This window comes from Mesorhizobium sp. M1E.F.Ca.ET.063.01.1.1 (genome assembly GCF_003998155.1).
GTDB lineage: Bacteria > Pseudomonadota > Alphaproteobacteria > Rhizobiales > Rhizobiaceae > Mesorhizobium.
In genome coordinates this window covers 1-1,620 of record NZ_RZSC01001044.1, presented here as the reverse complement: position 1 = coordinate 1,620, position 1,620 = coordinate 1, and the positions used below count along the sequence as shown (strand labels likewise).

The window sequence follows — 1,620 nt, the reverse complement described above, 5'->3', positions numbered from 1 at the left end:
CATCTGGATCGGCTTCGGATCGATGAAGCCCGCGGCGTTCGCGGCCTTGAGCAGCGCGCCGGTGATTCCTAGGGTGGCGAAACCGTTCTGTTCCGCCTGGTTTTCGTTGGTCAAAATAATCTTCTTTCACGCGGCTCGATGCCGCAAACAGCGATGGCGGCAGGGCGCAACCTGCCGGCGAAAATTGTCAGGAAACGACAAGGCGGCGGACGGAAGCGTCCGCGCGGCTGCGCTGTCGTGCCCGCGAGCTTCATGCTCCGGGGCTCTTTCGCCACCTTGTCGACTGCCGGACAGAGAGGCCGACTTGCCGGAAAGAGGGAAAACAGACGCAACCAGTCTCATGCGTGGAGAAAGCCGGACAAACCGGCCCAAGCGCCTATGCCGCCGCATATGGCCGAGTCCGGCCTGAAATGCAAGGGGTGATGTTGCAATGCAACAAGAACAGGGTGCTTGCGCTCCCCCGCCCTCCCGATTACCACAAATCACCTTTCCTTTTTGGGGGCAGCGATGAAAGACGTGCTGAAGGAACTCGAGCGCCGCCGTGAGATCGCCCGCATGGGCGGCGGCAAGGAGCGGATCGAGGCCCAGCACAAGAAGGGCAAGCTCACCGCCCGCGAGCGCATCGAGGTGTTCCTCGACGAAGGATCGTTCGAGGAGTTCGACATGTATGTCGAGCACCGCTCCACCGACTTCGGCATGGAGAAGACCAAGATCGCCGGCGACGGCGTGGTGACCGGCTGGGGCACGGTAAACGGCAGGCCGGTGTATCTCTTCGCCAAGGATTTCACCGTCTTCGGCGGCTCGCTGTCGGAGGCGCATGCCGAGAAAGTGGTCAAGGTTCAGGAGATGGCGCTGCGCAACCGCGCGCCGATCATCGGCCTCTACGACGCCGGCGGCGCCCGCATCCAGGAAGGCGTGGCCGCACTTGGCGGTTACGCCGAGATTTTTCAGCGCAACGTGCTTGCCTCCGGCGTCATTCCGCAGATTTCGTTGATCATGGGGCCCTGCGCCGGCGGCGATGTCTATTCGCCGGCCATGACCGACTTCATCTTCATGGTGCGCGACACCTCCTATATGTTCGTCACCGGCCCGGACGTGGTGAAGACGGTGACCAACGAGACGGTGACGGCCGAGAGCCTCGGCGGCGCCACGGTGCACACGACCAGATCCTCCATCGCCGACGGCGCCTATGACAACGACGTCGAGGCGCTTCTGCAGATGCGCCGCCTGATCGATCTTCTGCCGGCTTCCAACACCGCCGAGATTCCAGAGATCGAATGCTACCAGTCCGTGATGGACTATGACATGTCGCTCGACCGGCTGGTCCCCGACAACGCCAACAAGCCCTATGACATAAAGGAACTGATCCTGAAGGTTGCCGACGAAGGCGACTTCTTCGAGATCCAGGCGAGTTTCGCCAAGAACATCGTCACCGGCTTCGGCCGCGTCGACGGCCGAACCGTCGGTTTCGTCGCCAACCAGCCGATGGTGCTGGCCGGCGTGCTGGATTCAGACGCCAGCCGAAAGGCGGCGCGCTTCGTGCGCTTCTGCGACTGCTTCTCGATCCCGATCGTGACTTTCGTCGACGTTCCGGGCTTCCTGCCCGGCACGGCGCAGGAA

At 62.6% G+C, this 1,620-nt stretch carries 1 protein-coding gene; it reads left to right on the top strand.

What is annotated here, in order from left to right:
- Window positions 1-507 precede the first annotated feature (507 nt).
- A partial coding sequence (locus tag EOA29_RS35800; protein WP_145970022.1) for an acyl-CoA carboxylase subunit beta occupies window positions 508-1,620 on the top strand: 1,113 nt, incomplete at its 3' end.